Annotated in this window: 21 protein-coding genes; 16 read left to right on the forward strand and 5 right to left on the reverse strand. The window is 68.5% G+C overall.

Annotation, left to right across the window (positions count from 1 at the left end):
• The first annotated feature begins 137 nt into the window (after window positions 1-137).
• Both FZ029_RS02825 and FZ029_RS02830 read left to right on the forward strand, forming a co-directional pair.
• Entirely contained in the window at window positions 138-914 is a 777-nt protein-coding gene (locus tag FZ029_RS02825) for a molecular chaperone TorD family protein (protein WP_247892121.1), read from the forward strand.
• Window positions 915-1,088: 174 nt separating this feature from the next.
• Window positions 1,089-3,242 carry an ATP-binding protein gene (locus FZ029_RS02830; RefSeq protein ID WP_247892122.1) on the forward strand — a complete coding sequence of 718 codons (2,154 nt, stop codon included), beginning with the start codon at window positions 1,089-1,091 and terminating at the stop codon, window positions 3,240-3,242.
• Here FZ029_RS02830 and FZ029_RS02835 read toward each other — a convergent pair.
• Entirely contained in the window at window positions 3,235-3,492 is a 258-nt protein-coding gene (locus FZ029_RS02835; RefSeq protein WP_149267935.1) for a hypothetical protein, read from the reverse strand. The genes FZ029_RS02830 and FZ029_RS02835 overlap by 8 nt on opposite strands.
• 173 nt (window positions 3,493-3,665) lie before the next feature.
• Window positions 3,666-3,890, reverse strand: a complete 225-nt coding sequence (locus FZ029_RS02840; protein WP_085090721.1) for a hypothetical protein — start codon at window positions 3,888-3,890, stop codon at window positions 3,666-3,668.
• A gap of 364 nt (window positions 3,891-4,254) precedes the next feature.
• Between FZ029_RS02840 and FZ029_RS02845 the strand changes: the two genes are divergently transcribed.
• Entirely contained in the window at window positions 4,255-4,623 is a 369-nt protein-coding gene (locus tag FZ029_RS02845) for a hypothetical protein (protein WP_149198113.1), read from the forward strand.
• Window positions 4,624-4,628: 5 nt separating this feature from the next.
• Here the strand turns inward: FZ029_RS02845 and FZ029_RS02850 are convergent, their stop codons facing one another.
• Genes FZ029_RS02850 through FZ029_RS02860 form a run of 3 tightly spaced genes read right to left on the reverse strand, consistent with a single transcriptional unit; the run spans window position 4,629 to window position 7,293 of the window.
• Complete coding sequence (locus tag FZ029_RS02850; protein ID WP_149267936.1) at window positions 4,629-5,606, reverse strand: ABC transporter ATP-binding protein; 978 nt, start codon at window positions 5,604-5,606, stop codon at window positions 4,629-4,631.
• Window positions 5,603-6,586, reverse strand: coding sequence for an HlyD family efflux transporter periplasmic adaptor subunit (locus FZ029_RS02855; RefSeq protein WP_149267937.1), 984 nt, complete (start codon window positions 6,584-6,586; stop codon window positions 5,603-5,605). The genes FZ029_RS02850 and FZ029_RS02855 overlap by 4 nt, the downstream gene beginning before the upstream one ends.
• On the reverse strand, window positions 6,583-7,293 hold the full coding sequence (locus FZ029_RS02860; RefSeq protein ID WP_149267938.1) for a TetR/AcrR family transcriptional regulator: 711 nt from the start codon (window positions 7,291-7,293) through the stop codon (window positions 6,583-6,585). Before FZ029_RS02860 ends, FZ029_RS02855 begins: the two co-directional genes overlap by 4 nt.
• A 351-nt stretch (window positions 7,294-7,644) precedes the next feature.
• Here FZ029_RS02860 and nifA point away from each other — a divergent pair, with 351 nt between their 5' ends.
• From nifA to FZ029_RS02925, 13 genes are all read left to right on the forward strand, one after another.
• Entirely contained in the window at window positions 7,645-9,561 is a 1,917-nt protein-coding gene (nifA, locus tag FZ029_RS02865) for a nif-specific transcriptional activator NifA (protein WP_149267939.1), read from the forward strand.
• 104 nt (window positions 9,562-9,665) lie between these two features.
• Window positions 9,666-10,562, forward strand: coding sequence for an adenylate/guanylate cyclase domain-containing protein (locus FZ029_RS02870; RefSeq protein WP_247892123.1), 897 nt, complete (start codon window positions 9,666-9,668; stop codon window positions 10,560-10,562).
• A 187-nt stretch (window positions 10,563-10,749) separates the two neighbouring features.
• Window positions 10,750-12,312: a nitrogenase cofactor biosynthesis protein NifB gene (gene nifB, locus FZ029_RS02875; RefSeq protein ID WP_149268156.1), complete on the forward strand. Its 1,563-nt coding sequence runs from the start codon at window positions 10,750-10,752 to the stop codon at window positions 12,310-12,312.
• A gap of 56 nt (window positions 12,313-12,368) precedes the next feature.
• Entirely contained in the window at window positions 12,369-12,560 is a 192-nt protein-coding gene (locus FZ029_RS02880) for a 4Fe-4S dicluster domain-containing protein (protein ID WP_085090027.1), read from the forward strand.
• Window positions 12,561-12,613: 53 nt separating this feature from the next.
• Window positions 12,614-13,129, forward strand: coding sequence for a hypothetical protein (locus FZ029_RS02885; protein ID WP_149198108.1), 516 nt, complete (start codon window positions 12,614-12,616; stop codon window positions 13,127-13,129).
• A complete protein-coding gene (locus FZ029_RS02890) occupies window positions 13,126-13,950 on the forward strand; it encodes a 4Fe4S-binding leucine-rich repeat protein (protein ID WP_149267940.1) in 825 nt (274 codons plus the stop codon). The genes FZ029_RS02885 and FZ029_RS02890 overlap by 4 nt, the downstream gene beginning before the upstream one ends.
• A 30-nt stretch (window positions 13,951-13,980) precedes the next feature.
• Window positions 13,981-14,310 (forward strand): nitrogen fixation protein NifZ, encoded by a 330-nt coding sequence (locus tag FZ029_RS02895; RefSeq protein WP_149267941.1) that lies wholly within the window; start codon window positions 13,981-13,983, stop codon window positions 14,308-14,310.
• 43 nt (window positions 14,311-14,353) lie between these two features.
• Window positions 14,354-14,659 carry a nitrogen fixation protein NifZ gene (locus FZ029_RS02900; protein ID WP_063635114.1) on the forward strand — a complete coding sequence of 102 codons (306 nt, stop codon included), beginning with the start codon at window positions 14,354-14,356 and terminating at the stop codon, window positions 14,657-14,659.
• A gap of 13 nt (window positions 14,660-14,672) precedes the next feature.
• Entirely contained in the window at window positions 14,673-15,824 is a 1,152-nt protein-coding gene (locus FZ029_RS02905; RefSeq protein WP_149267942.1) for an aminotransferase class V-fold PLP-dependent enzyme, read from the forward strand.
• Between the two features lie 39 nt (window positions 15,825-15,863).
• Window positions 15,864-16,073, forward strand: coding sequence for a putative nitrogen fixation protein NifT (gene nifT / locus FZ029_RS02910; RefSeq protein ID WP_109156501.1), 210 nt, complete (start codon window positions 15,864-15,866; stop codon window positions 16,071-16,073).
• Between the two features lie 5 nt (window positions 16,074-16,078).
• A complete protein-coding gene (locus tag FZ029_RS02915) occupies window positions 16,079-16,363 on the forward strand; it encodes a hypothetical protein (RefSeq protein ID WP_149267943.1) in 285 nt (94 codons plus the stop codon).
• A complete protein-coding gene (locus FZ029_RS02920) occupies window positions 16,364-17,575 on the forward strand; it encodes a DegT/DnrJ/EryC1/StrS family aminotransferase (protein ID WP_188051807.1) in 1,212 nt (403 codons plus the stop codon).
• 21 nt (window positions 17,576-17,596) lie between these two features.
• Window positions 17,597-18,484 carry an SIR2 family protein gene (locus FZ029_RS02925; RefSeq protein WP_149267944.1) on the forward strand — a complete coding sequence of 296 codons (888 nt, stop codon included), beginning with the start codon at window positions 17,597-17,599 and terminating at the stop codon, window positions 18,482-18,484.
• Window positions 18,485-18,489 lie beyond the last annotated feature (5 nt).

Consider the following 18,489-nt stretch of genomic DNA (forward strand, 5'->3'; position numbering starts at 1 on the left):
CGTTCGGACGATGATCCGGCCGCAAGCGGCGGCACCGCAAGACTTCCATAAGACACGAAAACCATTCGTGCAGCGTTCCCATGCGGCCCGGTCCCGGCACTCTCGCCCGATCCGGCCCGACTGCCGGGAGGAACAGCGTGGAGAGCACGGTTCTAGAAGCCCTGTCACCGCCCCGCCAGGGCGGGGTCCCCGTCACGAACCGCACCGGGACCGGCGGCCTGGATCCGGGCGCCACCGCCGAGGGGCTGCGCCTTCTCGCCCATCTGCATGCCGAAGAGCCGACTCCCGCCCTGCTGGAGGCGCTACGCAACGCCCCGGTTGCCCGCGGCCCCCTGGCGCTCGACCGCGACGACGCCCTGCAGGCCGCCGCCCTGGTCGACGAGGTGGTGAGCGACCTGCCGGACCGGATCACCCGCCGCAGCCTCGCCCCGCTGGCTGCCGATTTCGCCGCCATTCACCGGAGCGGCGAGCTGCGCGCATGCCCGACCGAAGGCTCTTGGCTGGACGAGGAATTGCGGGCCGATGCCGCCGCTTCCCTGGCCCGCTGGCGAAGCGGCCTGGAGGCGGAGTTGCGGCGGTCGCCGCTCGACCGGCTGCCGGACGACCATATCGCCGCGGAACTGGCGTTGCTGGCGGCGCTGCTCGATCGCGGCCGCACGATCGATGCCGTGCGCTTTCTCGACCGTCATCCGCTGCGCTGGGTTCCCGATTTCTGCAGCCGGGTCGCCACCCGCTGCCGGGAGCCTTTCTTCGCCGGCATCGCCATTCTGACCAATGCGCTGCTCGACGATCTGCGCGACCGGCTCGGCGAGGCCTGCGGACTGCCGCGGCCGGCCGAGGATGGAACCGATGTCCGCCGCCGCCGCCGCTGGACCGAAGGCCGCTTTCCCCGCGCCTGCACCTGCGATCCATGACGCATCCGGCGGCGCCCTGCCGTAAAGTCGGAGTTGCCCCGCCTTAAATGCTTGGGCCATGGTGACCGGGGCGAGCTTCGCTCTGCCGGCGTGGGTCGGCACGGTCCATTTCCTTGGCAACGGTTGGTGATGCCCTTTCGCAGCTTCGACAGTCGGACCGACCGCAGGGGGTCCTTGCGCCTCCTGCGCCTCCTCCTGGCGGTGTCGGTCGCCCTGCCGCTGGTGCTGTTCGTCGGCATCGGCTGGCGCGAGCGGTGGGAGGCCCAGGAAGAAGCCGAACGGAACAGCCGCAAGAACGCACTGATCCTGCACGAGCATGTGCTGAAGGTGTTCGACACCATGGCCCAGGTGCTGGACCGGGTGGACGAGCGCATCCACGGACGCAGTTGGCGCGAGATCGCCGAGTCGGAATCGCTGCACCAATATCTGCGGACGCTGAAAGGCGAACTGGACCAGATCGGCGCCATCGGGCTGACCGATCCGGATGGGATCGTGCGCAACTCCAGCCTCGTCTTCCCCTCGCGCAAGACCTATGTCGGCAATCGTGGGGATTTCCGGGAACAGCGGGAACAGGATTCCGGCCTGCTGATCGCCGGTCCGGTCGCCGATCCCGCCACCGGCAAGCCGAGCTTCGGCATCAGCCGGCGCCGCAGCGGTCCCGGCGGCCCGGACGGCAGTTTCGACGGGATGATCGCCGCCATCGTCGATCCCGATTACTTCGCCAGCTTCTACCGGCAGATCATCGGCGACGAGGGGGAATCCATCGCGCTGATCCGCGAGGACGGCGCGATCCTGATGCGCTACCCCACCCTGGACCCGTCACGGCCGACGGCGGCGCTGCCAACCCTGCCGGCCGACCACGGGCTGCGCGCCGAGATCGGCAGGCATCCGGGCGAGGGAATATTCCGCACCGGGCGCAGCCATGTGCAGGGACTGTCGCGCGTGTTCGCCTACAAGCGCGTCGGCGATTTCCCGGTCTATGTCGTCTATGGGCTGGACCAGGCGCAGATCGCCCGCTCCTGGTGGCGGAACATGGCGCTGGACGCCGCCTTCGTCGCCCCGGCGACACTTGCGCTGGCGCTGATCGCCTGGCTGGCCTACAGCCGCGCCGCCTCCGAAAGTGCCGCCGTCCGGCGCTGGGCGGACGAGGTGCGCAACCGCGAACGGCTGGAGGAGGCGCTGCGCCAGAGCCAGAAGATGGAGGCGCTGGGCCAGTTGACCGGCGGCGTGGCGCACGATTTCAACAACCTGCTGACCGCCGCGCTCGCCAACCTGCATCTGATGGCCCGCCATCTGCCGGCCGAGGGCCAGCGTTTCCTGGCCGGGACGCGGACCGCGCTGGATCGGGCGGAGAAGCTGACCCGGCAACTGCTGTCCTTCTCGCGCCAGGACGCCGTCAACCTGACGGTGGTCGATCTGGGCGACAGCCTGCGCCGGATGGCCGACCTGCTGGAGCGGTCGGTCCGTGCCGACATCACCCTAAGCTGGGACATCGCCGCGGCGCCGATGCCGGTCGCCGTCGATCCGGTGCAGTTGGAAATGGCGGTCCTGAACCTCGTGCTGAACGCCCGCGACGCCATGCCCGGCGGTGGCCGCATCCGCATCGCAGCATCCCCCGGGCCGGAGCCGCGCACCGCCCGCATCGCGGTTTCCGACACCGGGGCCGGCATGCCGCCGGAGGTGATGGCCCGCGCCTTCGATCCCTTCTTCACCACCAAGGGCGTCGGCAAGGGGACGGGGCTCGGGCTGTCGATGGTCTACGGCTTCGCCCGACAGTCGGGCGGCATCGCCGCCATCGACAGCCGGCCCGGCGACGGTACCTGCGTTCGCATCGACTTGCCGCTGACCGACCTGCGGCCGCCCGAACCGCCCCCAGCCCCGGCCGCTGCGGCGGCGGACCTGCGCCAGCTTCGCATCCTGGTGGTGGAGGACAATCCGCTGGTGCTGATGGCGACGGTCGAGGGGCTGACCCAGGAAGGCTTCACGGTAGAGACCGCGGAAGACGGGGTGTCGGCCTTGACCCTGCTGGAGACCGACCGGAATTTCGATCTTGTGGTGTCGGACGTCGTCATGCCGGGCGGTGTTTCCGGCATCGACCTCGCCCGCCAAATCCGCGAGCGCTGGCCGCAGTTGCGCGTGCTGCTGGCGTCCGGCTACAGCCCGGAGTCGCTGGCCACCATGGGCGCCGACACCGCGTCCGTTCTGGCGAAGCCCTTCAGCCCCGACCAGCTGGCGGCCCGCATCCGATCGCTGGTGCAGGCGGGATCGGGATCGGCGCGGCCCGCGGGAATCACGCCACAGGGGATCACGCCACAGGGGATCACATAAGCGCGCTGACGAACATCGGCGTCCACATCGCCATGCACCAGACGAGACCAAGGCACAGGCCGCGGGTCAGATCGTCGAAGGTCGGCTGCTCCAGACGGTTCAGCCTCCACATCGCATTCAGTTCCCCCGGCGTCGGCGCCTGACCGGAAGAATCGGCATCGGCATCGGGACCGGCGGCGGGACCGGCGGCGCGGCGATCGGTCGGTTCACGGCTTGCGGCTGCGCGCCGTTCAGGGTCGCGTGACAGCATGGCTGGGCCTCGCATGGACAGCGGAATGCCCAACAAGTTTGTGGCCATTGCCGCTGCCGGCCACCCTTTCTTCCGTCAGCCATCGAATTTTGTCGACATACGAAAAAAGGCCGCCACCCGCTGGACGGATGGGGCCTTTTCGCCAAGCTACCGGCCTGTTCGGCCGGAAGCGATCACTTGCCGGGGCGGATCACCGGGGTGAGCTGGTCGCCCCAGTTGCCGGCCTCGTTGTGATAGCGGGCGGTGCGCATCAGTTCCACCGTCACGCCAGCCTCGACCGCCTTGACGACGGCGTCGTTCAGGCGATGCAGGTTGTTGGCGACGATGCGGATGGCGCTTTCCTGCTCCGGAGTCAGCTCCGAACGGTCGTCCGGCGGCGCGTCCTTGAATCCCGACATGCGTTGTTCCTTCCCCTGGATTGGGACCGCCCCGGCGGGACCGGCTGCGGTCCAGAACTTGGTCATGATCTTGCCCGGCTTCGGATGCCGGTTTCCATCATGTACCACATTGTGTGCGCCGCCACAAAGTTCCCGACGCGCCAAGCGCTTGCGACCATTGGCCTCTTGCAACCGGCGAACGGCTTCACATCCCCGCTTCCCCTGCGTCGTGCCGTCGAGCGGCCGCCATCAGCTTTTTCTTTCCAGCGAAAGAAATAATGCTTCAGGGTCATGACAAAATTTCGGATTAACTCGACTGTTGACGAATCTCGATTTTAATGCCCAAATTTCGACACGAATGTAATTTCCCCACACGGAGCTTATCTTGAAGAACGTCGCCGCCAAGGCCCTGCTGGTCGCGTCCTCTCTGTTCCTGCTGAATGGTGCGGCGTTCGCCGGACAGCAGGACTTCACGATCGTCAACAAGACCGGCTATCCGCTGAAGCACATCTACGTTTCCGAAAACAACAACAACAGCTGGGACGAAGATATCCTCGGCCGCGACGTCCTGGACGACGGCGAATATTTCGAGGTCTCCTTCGCGAAGGCTGAGAAGACCTGCAAGTGGGACATGAAGGTCGTCTATGACGATGGTGAATCGGCGGTGTGGCAGGGCCTGAACCTTTGCCAGATCGCCAAGCTGACGCTCAAGTGGAACAAGAACACCGGCGTCACCTCCGCCCAGACCGAGTAAGCGTCTCAGCGGAAATTGTCGGTGCTGCGGTTCATCAGGTGGATGAAGACGTCTTCCAGCGTCGGTTCCGTCGCGGTGATCCGCAGCGCCGGCTGTCCGCTCCCCGGCTGTGCAGTCCCCGGCTGTGCAGTCCAGGGAGCAAGCGCCCGGTCCAGCGCCGCGGCGTCGCTGCCGCTGACATGCAGACGGCTGCCGAAGACCGCGACCATCTCCACCCCCGGCTGTCCTTCCAGCGCCGCGGCGATGCGGTGCAGGCCGTTGCCGGCAACCAGACGGGTGTGCAGGCCCGAATCGGCGACGACCTGATCGACCGTTCCGTGAGTCATCAGCGTCCCATAGGCGATGTAGGCGATGCGGTGGCAGCGTTCCGCCTCGTCCATGTAATGGGTGCTGACCAGCACGGTCAGCCCTTCCCCGGCCAACCGGTGGATCTCGTCCCAGAATTCCCGCCGCGCCTTGGGATCGACACCCGCCGTCGGCTCGTCCAGCAGCAGTAGCTTCGGCTCGTGCAGGATGCAGGCGGCCAGCGCCAGACGCTGTTTCCAGCCGCCCGACAATTCCCCGGCCAGCTGCGTCCGGCGGTTGGACAGCCCAAGCCGGTCCAGCGCCTCGGCAACCCGGCGGCGCCGGTCGGGCAGACCGTACATGCGGGCGACGAAGTCCAGGTTCTCGGCGATGCTCAGATCCTCCCAGAAGCTGAACTTCTGGGTCATGTAGCCGACCTGCCGCTTGATCGCCGCACTCTGCCGCCGGATGTCGAGGCCAAGGCAGGTGCCCTCCCCCGCGTCGGGGGTCAGCAGGCCGCACAGCAGGCGGATCGTCGTGGTCTTGCCCGACCCGTTGGGACCGAGGAAGCCATAGATCTCCCCGGTCTCGACCCGGATCGACACATCGTCGACCACTGTCTTGCTGCCGAAGCGCTTGACCAGCCCGCGCACGTCGATGGCGGGGGTGGCGGCGGCGGGTGCGCCTTCCTCTCTCATGGCGTCGTCCCCGCCGCCTGGGCATTGACTGGCCAGACATCGACCGGGAGCCCCGGATTCAGCGGCCGATCCGGCACCGCCTCCACCCGGAAGACCAGCTTCTCGCGGCTGCCGACGCTGTAGATCACCGGCGGCGTGTATTCGGCCTGGGAGGCGATCCGCGTCACCCGCGCCGACAGGCCGGGCGGGCAGCCGTCGCAGCGCACCGACAGGGTTCCTCCCGGCGCCACTCCCGCGATGGCGGTTTCCGGCATGAACAGCACCAGCTTCACCCGCTCCGGCGGCAGGAGCGAGACCACCGGGGAGCCCGCCGGCACCCATTCGCCGGGATTGTAGAGCGTATCGTCCACCAGCGCCGCCGCCGGGGCGACGGGGGCCAGATCGGCAAGCCGGCGCTCCGCCTGGACCAACGCCGCCTCCGCCTGGGTCACCGCCTCGTCGGCCGCCCGCAACTGTTCCGGACGGGCGGGCAGCGCCGCGACCGCCAGTTGCGCCTCCGCCTCCGCCAACTGGCCGCGGTCGCGATCATAGGCGGCACGGGCCTGATCCAGCTTGTCGGGAGAGGAGACCTTGTGGGCGACCAGTTCACGCTGGCGAGTCAGTTCGGCGGTGGAATAGCGCAGAGCCGCCTCCGCCCGCGCCTTTTGCGCGGCCAGCACCGCCACCTCCTGCGCTCGTTTGCCGGTGGCGAGGTCAGCACGCTGCGCCCGCGCCTGGGCCAGCGCCGCGGTCAGCCGGTCGCGCTCCGCCGTCGCAGTGGCACGGTCGATGGCGAACAGCGGCGCTCCGGCCGCCACCTGGGTGCCGCGGGTCACCGACAGGCTCTCCAGCATGCCGGCGCTGGGGGCGGCGATGCGCAGATACTCGCCTTCCACATAGCCATGGGCGAGCGGCGGCGGCCCGCCGGCCCCGATAGGCAGACCGACCGCCAGCGCCAGCGCGGTCAACCCGTCCAGTATGGTCCCGAGAAAGCCGCTCATGGCGCGCCCTCCTCTGCCCAGTCTTCCGTCTTGCGCAGCAGCGCCCGGCGCAGATTGTCGATGTGGGTTTCCACCAACGCCGTCACGTCCAGCGGCGGCTCGCCGTCGACACCGTCGAAGGAAGTCCGCCACACGGCGCTCATCAGCAGCGGCGCCACGATCAGACGCACCGTGGGATCGACGGCCACGGGGCGGAACTCGCCGCTGTCGATTCCCCGCCGCAACAGGGCGGCCAGCAAGCCGAAGCCGCGCCGGATCACCTCGCGGTGGTAGAAGGCGGCAAGCTCCGGGAAATTGCCGGCCTCGGCGATCACCAGCCGTGGGATGACCGCCATGCGGGTCGTGGCGATCAGCCGCGCCACCATGCGCAGCAGCCGCTCCAGCACCGGGAAGCAGGGTCCGCCGGCCGCGGCGACCAGCGCTTCGGCCTGCTGCAGGTTGGGCAGGATGGCGGCGCGGATCACCGCCTTGAACAGCTCGTCCTTGCTGGGAAAGTAGAGATAGAGCGTGCCCTTGCTGACGCCGGCGCGGGCCGCCACCTCCTCCAGCCTTGCGGCGGCGAAACCGCGTTCGGCGAAGACATCCATCGCGGCGGCGACGATCTCCTGCGGGCGGGCCTCCTTGCGGCGGCGCCAGCGCGGCGGGTCGCCGGGAGAAACCGGATCGGAATCGGGACCGGAGACGGGACCGGACTGGCGGGAGGGCATGGCTCGCCCCTTTTTATAACTGACCAGTCAGTAATTAACACGATTCGGCCCTTCCACCAATGGCTAAGGTCATTGTGCGACGCAGCGGAATCTATGCAAAAAGTCTTGCCTTTCGGCGAGTAGTCACGGACACTTTCCACCGGCTGGCCGCGTACGAACAGAGTTGCGGCAGTCCCCGGCCCGGACGGCGGGCTCCAAAACAGGGCATGAACGGCGTGGCCGGACCAACGGTCGCCGCGGTTATCGGGAGGTACGGATCAAGGCGCCGACGCCGGGACCCGATGCATTGCGATGCCTGGACGACCTTGTCCGGCATATGCCCGGGCCTCCTGCCGAGCAAGGGGATCGATCATGCCGAGTGCTGCCCAGTCCGCGTCATCCTCCAGCCTGGAGCTGCTGACGATCTACGAGGTCAGCAAGATCCTCGGGTCGTCGCTCGATCTGGAACAAACCCTGCGCGAGGTGCTGCGCGCGCTGTCCTATCAGTTGCAGATGCACCGCGGCCGGGTCTATCTCCAGGGCGAGGACGGGGCTCTGCGGCTCGTCGCCGCGCAAGGGCTGCCGAAGGACTCGCCGGCACAGGAGATCGACTACAACCAGGGCGAAGGCATCAGCGGCCGCATCCTGAAGACCGGCATGCCGGCCGTCGTTCCCAACCTGGCGGAAGAGCCGCTGTTCAACAACCGCTCCGGCGGGCGGGACGATCTGGACGAACAGGTGGCCTCGCTGGTCGGCGTGCCGATCAAGGCCGCCGGCACCGTCATCGGGGTGCTGACCATCGACCGCATTTCCGACGACGGCCCCAGCGGCCATTTCGGCTCCGACGTCCGCTTCCTGACCATGGTCGCCAACCTGATCGGCCAGACCGTGCGCCTTCACCGGACGGTGGCGGAGGAGCGGCGCTTCATGATGCGCGAGACCTTCCGCGTGCAGAAGGAACTGCGGCCGGTGGTGGCCCCCGTCAACGACGTGGTCTGCACCAGCCCCAACATGGTCGACGTGCTGGCCCAGGTGCACCGGGTGGCGCCCTTCAAGTCGACCGTGCTGATCCGCGGCGAGAGCGGCACCGGCAAGGAGCTGATCGCGCGGGCCATCCACAACCTGTCGCCGCGCAAGGACGCCCCCTTCATCCGCGTCAACTGCGCAGCATTGCCCGAATCGCTTCTGGAGTCGGAGCTGTTCGGTCACGAGAAGGGCTCCTTCACCGGCGCGCAGAAGGACCACAAGGGCCGGTTCGAACTTGCGTCGGGCGGCACCCTGTTCCTGGACGAGATCGGCGACATCTCCTCCAACTTCCAGGCCAAGCTGCTGCGCGTTCTGCAGGAGCAGGAGTTCGAGCGGGTCGGCGGGTCGAAGACGATCAAGACCGACGTGCGGCTGATCTGCGCCACCAACCTGAACCTGGAGGAGGCGGTCGGCCACGGCAAGTTCCGCGCCGATTTGTATTTCCGCATCAACGTGGTGACGATCCACCTGCCGCCGCTGCGCGAACGGCGCGGCGACATCGCCACGCTGGCCAAGCATTTCGTCGCCAAGTTCGGCCGCGACAACGGCCTGAACCTCGACATCGCCGCCGAAGCGCTGGAGGTGCTGAACCGCTGCACCTGGCCCGGCAACGTGCGCGAACTGGAGAACTGCATCGAGCGCGCGGCGACCCAGTGCCGCAACGGCACCATCCGCGTGCCCGACCTGTCCTGCAGCATGAATCTCTGCAACTCGTCGGTGCTGTTCCAGTACCGCACCATGGGCGCCGCCGTCGGCGGGCTGGCGCCGTCGATGAGCGGGACCCCCACCAACCCGGCGGCCGGCAATCCGGGGGTGGGCAATCCGGCGCAAGGGCGGGCCCAGCCGGCCCCCATGAACGGCGCCACCATGCCGCCGGCCGTGCCTGCCCCCGCCAACGGAGCGCTGAACGGCGCCCCCGGCGGCGCACAGTGGCCGGCCTGCGCGTCCGGCTGCGGGGCCGGGCCGATGCCGGTCTGCGGCGCCTCCAAGCCGCTGCCGCCCTCGGCCATCGTGCCCCTGCCCGCTCCGCAACCGGCGGCATCCACCCCCGCCATCCCCTCCGCGCCGGCTCCGCAGCCGGCAGCAGCCGGCCCCGACCTGCCGTTGGACGAGCCCGAGTCGGGTCCGTTGCGCGACCGCCTGATCTGGGCGATGGAACGGACGGGCTGGGTCCAGGCCAAGGCCGCCCGCCTGCTGGGCATGACGACGCGGCAGGTGAGCTACGCCCTGCGCAAGTACAACATCGAGATCAAGAGGTTCTAGGAATCGGGCGAAGCCCCCTCTCCGTCACACTTCGCTGCGATTTCGTGCTACCCTGACGGGCCTTCGGTTCGATGGCGCATTCCCCGTTCCAACGGATTTCCGTCTTGCCTTCGCTTGAGAAGCCCCTTGCCCTGCTGTTCGTCGACATCGCCGACAGCACGATGTTGTACGAGCGAATCGGCAACGCCACTGCCGCGGCGCTGACGCAGCGGGTGCTGGCCCATCTGCGCCGGCTGGTGGAGGAGCAACGCGGCGGCGTCATCAAGAGCCTGGGCGACGGGCTGCTCGCCGCCTTTCCGGTATGCGACGACAGCGCCCGCGCCGCCTGCGCGATGATCGGCATCCAGGACCAGCACGGGATGCGCCTGCGCATCGGCATCCATTTCGGCGCGGTTATCGAAGGGGTGGGCGACCTGTACGGCGACGCCTGCAACGTCGCCGCAAGGGTGCAGCAGATCGCCCGGCCGGGCGAAATCCTGGCGACCCAGGCGCTGGTCGACGGCCTGTCGCCGGACCAGCGGAGCCGGACCAAGCCGCTGAGCAACGTCGCGATGAAGGGCAAGGCCGCACCGATCCGCGTCCACCAGATCCGCTCCGCCGACGAGGCCGACGATGCCATCGAAAGCACGACGCTGGGCTTCTCCCTGGTGCCGGAGGCCGGCCGCAGCATGGTGACCCTGCACCTCTCCTACCGTGGGCAGGACATCACGATGAGCCGGGGACTGCCGCGCGTCACCATCGGCCGGGAGGACAGCAGCGGCCTGCGCATCGCCTCGCGCCAGACCTCGCGCCAGCATGCGGTGATCGACTTCACCCGCGAAAGCTTCCTGCTGACCGACCATTCCACCAACGGCACCTACATCCGCAGCGGCGGGTCGCCGCCGGTGGTGCTGCGCCGCGATTCGACCAAGCTGGTCGGCAGCGGCCTGATCGGCTTCGGAGCCGAGGCGCTGGACGAGAGCCAGGACCATGTCGTCGCCTTCCGCGGCGAACTGGCCTGACCGGTTTGTCGGCACCCCGACAAAGCCCCCTGCCACACCCGCCATTGTCGCAATGACGACAGCGTCCGCGACGCCGACAAATCCCGGCAAGCCATTGTAATTCCTGAGTTCTCTGCTCTGGCCCCGAACTTGCTTTTCCTCCATTCGTCCAACGGTGTCGTCCGGCACGGCAGGGAAGGAGTGGATGATGAGCAACGTGGTTTCGCTCGACAGCATCTTCGGGCTCGGGGAACTGGCCCCGCCCGCGACGATGCCGGCAGCGCCCGAGGCGGCGTCCGGCTGTTCGTCGTCGTCCTGCGGATCCTCCGATGGTCCGGCCGACATGGACCCGGCGGTGTGGGAGAAGGTGAAGAACCACCCCTGCTATTCGGAAGAGGCGCATCACTATTTCGCCCGCATGCATGTCGCGGTCGCCCCGGCCTGCAACATCCAGTGCAACTACTGCAACCGCAAATACGATTGCTCGAACGAGAGCCGGCCGGGCGTGGTCTCCGAAAAGCTGACCCCCGATCAGGCGATCAAGAAGATCCTCGCCGTTGCCCAGGAAATCCCGCAGCTGTCGGTGATCGGCATCGCCGGCCCCGGCGACAGTCTGGCGGCCGCCGGCAAGAACACCTTCGCCACCTTCGAAATGCTGCAGAAGAAGGCGCCGGACCTGAAGCTGTGCCTGTCCACCAACGGTCTGGCCCTGCCGGACCATGTGGACACCATCGCGCAGTACAACATCGACCACGTGACCATCACCATCAACATGGTCGATCCGGAGGTCGGCGCGCGGATCTACCCGTGGATCTTCCACAAGCACAAGCGCTGGACCGGGCTGGACGCCGCCAAGATCCTGCACGAACAGCAGATGCTGGGGCTGGAGATGCTGACCTCGCGCGGCATCCTGGTGAAGGTGAACTCCGTCATGATCCCGGGGATCAACGACGAACACCTGCTGGAGGTGAACAAGGCGGTGAAGAGCCGCGGCGCCTTCCTGCACAACATCATGCCGCTGATCTCCGACGCCGCCCACGGCACCTGGTTCGGCCTGAACGGCCAGCGCGGCCCCACCGCGCAGGAGCTGAAGGTGGTGCAGGACGCCTGCGAGGGCGGCGCCAAGCTGATGCGCCATTGCCGCCAGTGCCGCGCCGATGCGGTCGGGCTGCTGGGCGAGGACCGTGGCGAGGAGTTCACCGCCGACAAGATCGAGGCGATGGGCGCCATCGACTATGACGACGAGGCCCGCCGCAGCTACCGCGACCATGTCGAGGCCGAACGCGCCGGCCGTCATGCCTCCAAGGCGGCCGCCCAGGCCGATGTCCGCGACAGCATCGGCACCAATGTCGACCCGATCCTGATCGCCGTCGCCACCAAGGGCGGCGAGCGCATCAACGAGCATTTCGGCCACGCCAAGGAATTCCAGATCTACGAGGTCGGCCCGAACGGCGCCAAGTTCGTCGGCCATCGCCGCGTCGACCAGTATTGCGAGGGCGGCTCCGGCGACGTCGACACGCTGGACGGCGTGCTGGCGGCCGTCAACGACTGTACCGCGGTGTTCGTCGCCAAGATCGGCGGCTGCCCGTCCAAGTCGCTGGCCGATGCCGGGATCGAGCCGGTCGACCGCTTCGCCTTCGACTACATCGAGGAATCGGCGCTGGCCTACTTCAAGGACTACGCCGAGCGGCTCGGCCAGGGCACCGTCCAGTCCCGCGCCGGCCAGGACGCGGTGATCCGCACCGGGGCGCTGACCGCGCGCCGCGCCTGACACCTCACCTCCCTTTTCCCCCTTCCACAGCCATCCCATCACCGAAGGAGAGAGCCATGGCCTACAAGATCAAGTCCGCCGAATGCACCGTCTGCGGCGCCTGCGAGGCCGAGTGCCCGAACGTCGCGATCAGCCTGAAGAAGGGCACCTACGTCATCGACCCGGCCAAGTGCACCGAGTGCCAGGGCCAGTTCGACAGCCCGCAATGCGCCGCCGTCTGCCCGGCCGACTGCTGCGTTCCGGCGTGATGTGAAATCCCCTCCCTTCTGGTGGGGAGGGGGAACCCCAGGAGCACCGCGCCATGCTGGACGAGGTGGATGAGGACTGGCTCGCCCGCCGCTACTACGGTGGGGATCTCCCGCCCGAGGCGGAACGCTGCCTGCATCTGGCCGCCGCCAGCTATGCCGACAGCGGGGCGGCGCTCGCCCATCTCGCCCGCGCGGCGGAGGTCGCCCCCGGCCATCGCCTCGTCGATCTCGGCCATTACAAGTTCCACTTCTACAAGGCGAACCTCGACCAAGCGCTGGTCTATGGCGAGCGCATGATCGGCCACGCCATGGCCGCGCTCGGCGTCAACCACACCGACTGGCGCGCCGTCACCCCGGCCACCGCCGATTTCCGCGGGCTGGAGCCGGCGCCCCGCCTGTTCCTGTTCGCCCTGGTCGCCATCGGTTACCTGCTGCTGCGCACCGGCCGGCTCGACGCCGGGCGGGAGGCGCTGACCAAGGTCTGCGACCTCGACCCCGACGACCGCTTCGGCGCCGCCCGCCTGATCGCCGTCGCCGACCGGCATGAACTTGAGGAGGCCGGCGCATGAGCGACGACATCCTCGAATCCCTGGATTGGCGCGGCGAACCGGTGGACTGCACCGCCTGCACCCACCGCGACCGCCGCTTAGACCCCGAGACCACCGCCCTCTCCGCAGGCGGCAAGCTGACCGGCCACTGCCTGCCGCTGAAGGCCTGCGTGCAGGACCGCTATGCCAAGCGCATCCAGCGCTTCTTCGAATGGAACCCGGACCTCGCCGCCGGCCATCTCGACCATCCCTATTTCGAAGTGCGGGCGAACGCCGCGCGTTTCGCCCCGATCTTCCAGCTTCCCCGCCTGATGAACGATCCGGACGAGACGGTGCGCTCCGTCCTGGCCCGCCGGCTGCCGCGCCGGCTGCTGCTGAAACTGCGCGACGACCGCGACCGCGAGGTGCGGATCGCCGTCGCCAGCCGGCTGGAGGATGCCGACCTCGCCCCGCTGATGCGCGATCCCGACTGTTCGGTGCGGCTGCGCGTGGTGCGGCGGATCCCCGACGGCATGCTGCCGGCGATGATGCATGACGAGGATCCGGAGGTGCGGGTGGAGGTCGCCCGCCGCCTTTCCATGGACTGGCTGCCCAGCCTCGCCTGGGACGACAGCCCGCGGGTGCGGCTGGTGGTGGCCCAGCGGCTGCCGGCGTCGAAGCTGCATGTGCTGCTGCCGGACGCCGACTGGATGGTCCGCCTTGCCGTCGCCGGGCGGATCGACGCCGGACAGCTCGGCCCCCTGCTCGACGACCCGGAGGAGGAGGTGCGCGCCATCGCCCGCCAGCGCGCCGCCGGCCTCGCCGCCGGGCTCACCATCGCCAACGACCTTCCGCCGCTGTAGCGGCCCCTCGACCGACGGAGCGCCAGCGCCATGACCGAAGCCGATACCGCCACCGCCCCATACCGCCGCGAACGCGCCCGCAATGCCGACGACGCCAACGAGCTGGTCGGCCCGCCGGTGCTGGAACAGGGCTTCAAGGTCAAGGCTCTGCGCGACGTGCGCAATGACGGCACCTATCCCGGCCGTCCGGTCGGCGACTTCCTGATCCGCGAGGGCGATGTCGGCTACGTCATCTCCATCGGGACCTATCTGCAGATGTATTACATCTATGCCGTTGATTTTTATGAAAAACGGGTCGTCGTCGGCATGCGTTCGCGCGAGCTGGAAGTGATCGACGCCCATTGCAACGACCCCCAATAACCCGGTCCAAGACCCCGGTCCCCACCTGATAAGGAGCCTCGCGATGTCCGACGTCGAAGCCGCCGCCAAGCCCGGTTTCATCCCGCCGCGCGAACCGCTGTACGACTGGGGCCTGCGGGTCACGGTGCAGGAGGACCTGTTCAACGACGGCAGCCATCCGCAGGTGCCGGACGGTGCGCTGCTGGCGCCGAAGGGCACGCCGGGCGTGATCGTCCGCGTCGGCCGCACCGAGGAAGGCAGCCTGCCGGTCTATCTGGTGGAGTTCCCCGGCGGCACCGTCGTCGGCTGCCTGGAGGAGGAGATCGTCCCGGCCGACGGGTCGCGGCGCGGCGTGCCCGGAGTGATGTGATGGGAGTGATGTGATGACGATCTACCTCGACAACAACGCCACCACCGCCCTGGCTGCGGAAGTGCGCGACGCCATGATGCCGCACCTGTTCGGCGAATTCGCCAACCCGTCCAGCCCCCACTCCGCCGGCATGGCCGCCCGCCGCGCGGTCAGCGAGGCCAAGGCGCAGGTCGCGGCACTGATCGGCGCGAAGCCGGCCGATCTGGTGATGACCGGCAGCGCCACCGAGGCGACGCACGCCGCCATCCTGGGCGCACTGCGCGTCATCGAGGAGACCGACCACCGCCGCGACCACATCGTCACCACCGCGGTGGAGCACCCGGCGACGCTGGCATTGTTCGACGATCTGCGCCAGCGCGGCTGGCGCGTCACCATCCTGCCGGTGAACCGCGACGGCCGTCCCTCGCTGGTCGATCTCGCCGCCATGGTGACGGAGGCGACGGCGCTGGTCTCCATGATGTGGGCCAACAACGAGACCGGCGTGCTGATGCCGGTGGAGGGGGCATCGGCCATCGCCCACGCCCACGGCGCGCTGTTCCACAGCGACGCGGTGCAGGCGGCCGGCAGGGTGCCGGTCGATTGCGGCATCGCCGATTACCTGACGCTGTCCGCCCACAAGATGCACGGGCCGAAGGGCGTCGGCGCTCTCTATGTCCGCAAGGGCGCGCCCTTCCATGCGCTGATCCACGGCCATCAGGAACGTCGCCGCCGCGGCGGAACCGAGAATGTGCCGGGCATCGTCGGCTTCGGCGCCGCCGCCTCGCTGGCGGCGCTGTGGCTCGACGAGGCCGACCTGATCGCCTTCCTGCGCGACCGGCTGGAACAGGGCATCCTCGCCCGCTGGCCCGGTGCGGTGGTGAACGGGGCCGGCGCCGCCCGGCTGCCCAACACCAGCAACATCCGCTTCGCCGACGGCCGCGGCCATCCGGTGGATGCGGAGGAACTGCTGATGCGGCTCGACCGCGCCGGCATCGCGGTGTCGATGGGCGCCGCCTGCTCCTCCGGCGGCAACGAGCCGAGCCATGTGCTGACCGCCATGGGGCTGAGCGCCGCCCAGGCCGCCGCCAGCCTGCGTTTCTCGCTCAGCCGCTACACCACCGCGGCGGAGGTGGACGCCGTCCTGTCGGAACTGCCGGCGCTGCATGCCCGGCTGATCGCCGCCTGAGACAAAAGACAATCAGAACAAAAGGATGGAGTGTCCGCGATGAAGGTGATGATCCGCAAGGCGTCCGAGCAATACACGATCTACGTCGCCAAGAAGGACCTGGAGGAGCCCATCGTCGAGATGGAGAAGCCGGGCCTGTGGGGCGGCTGGATCAAGGTCGCCAACGGCTGGACGCTCGACCTGCCGGAGATGCCGGACGACACCCGCCTGCCGATCACCGTCGAAGCCAAGAAACGCGGAACGGAGTGACGCCGATGGCCCTGTCTCCCGAGCGCATCGACAGCATCGCAACGCTGGCCGGCCGGCTGTTCGCCGGGGGCGGCAAGCTCGACGCCGTGGTCCGCGGCGTGCGCGAGGCCAACCCGGACCTGAAGACCGTCACCGGCGCCATGGCCGCGGTGATGGCCGAGGATCCCTTTCGGGAAGAGACGGGATTCGACCTGCATCTGGTGGACGGCAACAACCACTGCTGGCTCATCACCGACAAGCCGGAGCTTGCCACCGGCGTCGTGATCGCCCAACGGGACGAGGACGAATGAATGAGCGATGCCGCCGCAGCATGGGACCCCGAAGCCTCCGACGATGACGGGGTTGACGACTATATCCCGCTGACCGACCCGGACATATCCGGTGCGGAGGTCGAGATGCTCGGCCGCCTGCTGTCCTCCGGGGCCTTGAGCGACGGGCGAATGGTGCGGGCGTTCGAGGATGCCTTCGCCGCCTATGTCGGCCGAGACCATGCGGTGGCGGTGTCCAGCGGCACCATGGCCACGCTGCTGATGCTGAAGGGCTATGGCATCGGCGAGGGGGACGAGGTGCTGTGCAGCCCCTTCGGCTGGCATCAGGTCCAGCATGCGGTGGCGCTGTCCGGTGCCACGCCGGTGCTGGTCGACATCGATTACTGGCAGCACACCATCAACCCGGAAAAGGCGGCGGCTCTGGTCACGCCGAAGACCAAGGCGATCCTGGCCGCCAACGTCAACGGCCACCCCGCCCATTGGGACGAGCTGCGCGCGCTGGCCGACGCCAAGCACCTGATCCTGCTGGAGGATTCGACGGAGGCCATCGGTTCCACCTACAAGGGGCAGATGGTCGGCACCTTCGGCGACGCGGCGGTCTTCGACTTTTCCGAACCCGGCATCCTGCTGGCCGGCGAGGGCGGCATGATCGTCACCGACGACCGCGACCTTGCCCACCGGCTGCGCTACATGCGCCGGCGCGAGACGGAGCACCGCAACACGGTGGTCATCACCCGCACCCTGCCCTGGCAGGCGAAGATGAGCGATCTGAACGCGGCGCTCGCCCTGGTGCAGTTGAAACGCCTGCCGGAGATCCTGACCCGCCGCAATCTGGTCATCGCCTATTACGACGCGGCGATGGCGAGCTTCGAGGGGATCAAGCCGCCCTATCGCGGGCCTGGGGCCGAGGTGGTCAACCCGATGGTCTATTGCGTCCATCTCGGCACCCGGTTCACCGCGTCGGGCCGCCGGTCGATCATCGAAGACCTGGACACCCATGACATCGACGCCAGCGACTTCGGCCAGCCGCTGCATACCCAGCAATACTACATCGAGGCACTCGGCGAGGACCGTGCCGGCCGCGGGGCCTGCCCGGTCTGCACCAAGACCGCCGACCGCGTGCTGGCCCTGCCGCTGCACCGCAAGATCACCCGCGATCAGGTCGCCTTCATCGTGGAAACGCTGAAGGACGCCAGCGTCAACACCGGCGCCGGCGCCGCGATCTATCTCTAGAAAATCAGGGAGAAGCCTTCCATGACCGACACCACGCTGGCAACCGATTCGGACTCCGTCACGGTTCCGGACGCCGCGGCGGCGCTGGCCGACATCGCCGCGGCGCTGGCGGCGAGGCAGGTGGTGCCCTATCTCGGCCCCGGCGCCTTCGCCCTTCTGCCGCCCGACCAATGTCCGATCCCGCGCAACTCGGCGGAACTGGTGCAGCGCCTGAACGCCAAGGTCGCCGCCCCCGGCCGCATCCGCTCCAACCTGACCGCGGTCGCCCAGTTCATCGAGACGCGCAAGCACCGTAAGACGCTGGAGACCATCCTCAACGAAATCTTCCGCCAGACCGTGCCGGCGACCCCGGTCCACGCCCTGCTGGCGGCGATCCCGGCCCCGCCGCTGCTGGTCGACGTCTGGTACGACAATGTCCTGGACAGCCTGCTGAGTGCGGCGGCCGACCGGACCTGGGGGCAGATTCAGGGGGTGTCGCACCCGCAATCCACCGGCGAATGGGTGCGCTACTACGCTCCGGACGGGGCCGAGTCGACGGCGGAGGCGGCATCCGGCTGGGACACCGTGCTCTACAAGCCGTCGGGCGCGGTGACGCCGGCCGGCAACTACCTGATCTCCGACAGCGACTATGTCGAGATCCTGACGGAGATCGACATCCAGACCCCGATCCCCGCCGTGGTGAAGGACCGCCGCGCCGGCCGCCATTTCCTGTTCCTGGGCTGCCGCTTCGACCACGAGATCCAGCGCACCTTCGCCCGCCAGATCGCCAAGCGTTCCTCAGGCAGCCATTGGGCGGTGATCCCCGGCGAGCTGTCGAAGAACGAGGCGCGGTTCCTGGCTCTGCACGGGATCAAGCGGATCGACATGACGCTGGAGGAGGCGGTGGAGGGGTTGCGGGCACGGATGTGAGGATT

The sequence above is a fragment of the Azospirillum sp. Sh1 genome, from assembly GCF_008365135.1.
Taxonomy (GTDB): domain Bacteria; phylum Pseudomonadota; class Alphaproteobacteria; order Azospirillales; family Azospirillaceae; genus Azospirillum; species Azospirillum oryzae.

Excerpts from the sequence above, each read along its gene's own strand:
- FZ029_RS02835 (WP_149267935.1), bottom strand. The coding sequence starts at position 3,492 with ATGCTGTCACGCGACCCTGAACGGCGCGCAGCCGCAAGCCGTGAACCG.
- FZ029_RS02840 (WP_085090721.1), bottom strand. The coding sequence starts at position 3,890 with ATGTCGGGATTCAAGGACGCGCCGCCGGACGACCGTTCGGAGCTGACT.
- FZ029_RS02850 (WP_149267936.1), bottom strand. The coding sequence starts at position 5,606 with ATGAGAGAGGAAGGCGCACCCGCCGCCGCCACCCCCGCCATCGACGTG.
- FZ029_RS02855 (WP_149267937.1), bottom strand. The coding sequence starts at position 6,586 with ATGAGCGGCTTTCTCGGGACCATACTGGACGGGTTGACCGCGCTGGCG.
- FZ029_RS02860 (WP_149267938.1), bottom strand. The coding sequence starts at position 7,293 with ATGCCCTCCCGCCAGTCCGGTCCCGTCTCCGGTCCCGATTCCGATCCG.
- nifA (WP_149267939.1), top strand. The coding sequence starts at position 7,645 with ATGCCGAGTGCTGCCCAGTCCGCGTCATCCTCCAGCCTGGAGCTGCTG.
- nifB (WP_149268156.1), top strand. The coding sequence starts at position 10,750 with ATGAGCAACGTGGTTTCGCTCGACAGCATCTTCGGGCTCGGGGAACTG.
- FZ029_RS02880 (WP_085090027.1), top strand. The coding sequence starts at position 12,369 with ATGGCCTACAAGATCAAGTCCGCCGAATGCACCGTCTGCGGCGCCTGC.
- FZ029_RS02885 (WP_149198108.1), top strand. The coding sequence starts at position 12,614 with ATGCTGGACGAGGTGGATGAGGACTGGCTCGCCCGCCGCTACTACGGT.
- FZ029_RS02890 (WP_149267940.1), top strand. The coding sequence starts at position 13,126 with ATGAGCGACGACATCCTCGAATCCCTGGATTGGCGCGGCGAACCGGTG.
- FZ029_RS02895 (WP_149267941.1), top strand. The coding sequence starts at position 13,981 with ATGACCGAAGCCGATACCGCCACCGCCCCATACCGCCGCGAACGCGCC.
- FZ029_RS02900 (WP_063635114.1), top strand. The coding sequence starts at position 14,354 with ATGTCCGACGTCGAAGCCGCCGCCAAGCCCGGTTTCATCCCGCCGCGC.
- FZ029_RS02905 (WP_149267942.1), top strand. The coding sequence starts at position 14,673 with ATGACGATCTACCTCGACAACAACGCCACCACCGCCCTGGCTGCGGAA.
- nifT (WP_109156501.1), top strand. The coding sequence starts at position 15,864 with ATGAAGGTGATGATCCGCAAGGCGTCCGAGCAATACACGATCTACGTC.
- FZ029_RS02915 (WP_149267943.1), top strand. The coding sequence starts at position 16,079 with ATGGCCCTGTCTCCCGAGCGCATCGACAGCATCGCAACGCTGGCCGGC.
- FZ029_RS02920 (WP_188051807.1), top strand. The coding sequence starts at position 16,364 with ATGAGCGATGCCGCCGCAGCATGGGACCCCGAAGCCTCCGACGATGAC.
- FZ029_RS02925 (WP_149267944.1), top strand. The coding sequence starts at position 17,597 with ATGACCGACACCACGCTGGCAACCGATTCGGACTCCGTCACGGTTCCG.